The following is a 2,526-nucleotide window of genomic DNA, read 5'->3' on the forward strand; positions in this document are numbered from 1 at the left end:
GCCGAGCACCGCGAAGGGGTGGTCTCCGACGCGGGTCGCGCCCAGCGCGGAGGAGGCGACGGACGCCACCGGGGCGTCCACCGGCTCCCCGGCCGCCAACGCGTGGCTCAGCGCCGCGCAGCCGACCGGCTCCGCCGCCACCACGGTCCGCTCCGGCCCGGCGGCGAGCACCGTACCGGCGGCGAGCCCCCCACCTCCGACGGCGACGGCCACCGCGTCCACCTCGGGCAGGTCCGCCACGACCTCGGCGGCGACCGTGCCCTGCCCGACGACCACCTCCGGGTCGTCGTAGGCCGGCACGTACCGCACGCCCTCGCCGCTGGCGGCCAGCACGGCGGCCGCCTCCGCCTCCGCGTAGCGGTCCCCGTGCCGGACGAGCGTGGCCCCGGTCGCCTCGATCCGCCGGGCCTTCCCGTCCGGAACGGTCGTGGGCACGTACACCTCGGCCGGCAACCCCAGCAGCCCCGCCGCCGTCGCCACGCCCAGGCCGTGGTTGCCGCCCGAGGCCGTGACGACCCGCCGTGCCCGGTCACCCGCGAGCAGGGCGTTGAGCGCGCCTCGCAACTTGAACGAGCCGGTCAGCTGCTGGTGCTCCAGCTTCAACACCAGGGGGCGCCCGTCGACCTCCACCCGCAGCAGCGGGGTGCGGCGCAGGTACGGGCGCATGCGGCTGGCCGCGCTCCACACCATCTCGGGGGTGGGGGCCGGGCCGGGCCGGGTGGGACGGGCCGCGGGCAGGCGATGACCGGCGGACTGGCTGGTGCTCATCGGCACACTCTGCCAGGCCCGCGGCCAGGGAACACCAGCCGGGGGCGGGGCCGCTCGTCCGCCCAAGCCCACCGGGTGGTAGGTACTGCGATCGTGAACTCGGCAGCACGCACCGCCCCCTGGCCCACCGGCACGGCCACCGCCATCGGGTCGATGCCCGGCACCGACCCCGTGGAGGCGGCGAGAATCGTCCTGGGCGAACTGCCCGACCTCCCCCACCTCCCGGAACTGCCCGCCAGGGGGCTCGGCGCCGACCTGATCGGGCGCGCGGCCGGGCTCCTCGTGAGCATGCCCTTCGAATCAGTGCCGTCCGGCTACCGCCTCACCGCGCGTCCCGGGGCGGACTTCCGGCGCGCCGTCGACCTCCGCCACCGGGACCTCGACGGCCTCGACCAGGCGCTCCAGGAGGTCGGGCACCGCCCGCCCCTGCTGAAGGTCCAGGTCGCCGGGCCGTGGACGCTCGCCGCCGGACTGGAACTGCCCCGGGGCCACCGGGTCCTCACCGACCAGGGAGCCTTGCGCGACCTCACCGAGTCGCTGCTGGAGGGGCTGCGGGAGCACCTGGGTGAGCTGCGGTCGCGCACCGGGTCCGACCTGGTCGTCCAGTTCGACGAGCCCACCCTGCCGGCTGTGTTGCGGGGCGGCCTTCCCACCCCGTCCGGCTACGGCACCGTGCCGGCCGTACCCGAGCCGGACGCGATCCGCCTCCTCCGGGGAGTCGTCGAGGCGACCCGGGAAGCCACCGGTACGCCGGTGTTCGTCCACTGCTGCGCGCGGCGTCCTCCCGTGCGGCTGCTCGCCGACGCCGGCGCGGACGTCGTGTCCCTCGACGCGGCCTCCCTCGACGGAGCTGACACCGCGTTCTGGGACGAGCTGGGCGAGACCTGGGACCGGGGGACCAGGCTGGCCCTCGGTCTGGTCCCGGGCACTCCGCCCACCGGGCCGCTCGGGCTGCGGGCCGCCGCGGCTCCCGCGCTGGCGTTGGCGGACCGCCTCGGCTTCGCCCGGCCCCGGCTGGCGGACCTGCTGGTCCCCGCGACGGCATGCGGGCTCGCCGGTGCGACGGGGGACTGGGCACGGACGGCCCTGACCCTGGTGCGGGACCTCGGGCGTGCCTTCGTCGAGCCACCCGAGAGCTGGGCCGGTTGACGCCCGTCGAGGGAGGCCAGCGCAGGCCGACCGGAACGGGTGACACGGGGGACGAGGGGGCCGGGGCGCACGACGGGGTGGTGCCATCGGCGCCGAGGTCGCGCACAATGGGCGCTGTGAAGAGGTTCCTCCGCCGGGTCTGGTCCTCCGAACCCGACCCAGGCGACCAAGTGTCCGACGGTGATCCGTCCAGTACGGGCGCCGCACCCGAGGTGGCGGCCGCCGCCTTCTGGCGGCGGTGGGAGGAGCTGCTGCCCGGCCTGAGCTCCGCACTCGGTGACGGCGAACCCCACCGCGTGGAGCACGAACTCTGCTCCGCCGTCGAACTGCTCCACCCCGACCTGCACTTCTCGGTCGAACGGGGCGTCCACGCCATCTACGCCCTGGTGATCAGCGGCCAGGGCGATCCCGCGTTGCGGGCCTACACCGACGCCTGGATGGCCGCCGCACCGCCGCAGAGCGCGATCTGGGAGTACCACGACTCCGTGCCCCCGGTCCCGGACCCGACCGGTGTCACCGTCAACTTCGGCGCCCACCGCATCGAACTCGCCGACGTCCGGGTCGCGCCGATGGTCGACGAGTCGGCGGGACTGGTCGACGTCGCGGTCT

Annotated in this window: 3 protein-coding genes; 2 read left to right on the forward strand and 1 reads right to left on the reverse strand. The window is 75.9% G+C overall.

Features of this window, described 5'->3' with window-relative positions; translation table 11 throughout:
• On the reverse strand, window positions 1-690 hold a 690-nt coding region (locus tag ACTIDRAF_RS28035; RefSeq protein ID WP_052168763.1), incomplete at its 3' end, for a pyridoxal-phosphate dependent enzyme.
• Between the two features lie 171 nt (window positions 691-861).
• Here ACTIDRAF_RS28035 and ACTIDRAF_RS0209680 point away from each other — a divergent pair.
• Both ACTIDRAF_RS0209680 and ACTIDRAF_RS28040 read left to right on the forward strand, forming a co-directional pair.
• On the forward strand, window positions 862-1,917 hold the full coding sequence (locus tag ACTIDRAF_RS0209680; RefSeq protein WP_016698539.1) for a uroporphyrinogen decarboxylase/cobalamine-independent methonine synthase family protein: 1,056 nt from the start codon (window positions 862-864) through the stop codon (window positions 1,915-1,917).
• A gap of 107 nt (window positions 1,918-2,024) precedes the next feature.
• On the forward strand, window positions 2,025-2,526 hold a 502-nt coding region (locus ACTIDRAF_RS28040; protein ID WP_245533487.1), incomplete at its 3' end, for a hypothetical protein.

Origin of the sequence: Actinoalloteichus spitiensis RMV-1378 (genome assembly GCF_000239155.1) — a bacterium.
GTDB classification, from domain to species: Bacteria; Actinomycetota; Actinomycetes; order Mycobacteriales; family Pseudonocardiaceae; genus Actinoalloteichus_B; species Actinoalloteichus_B spitiensis.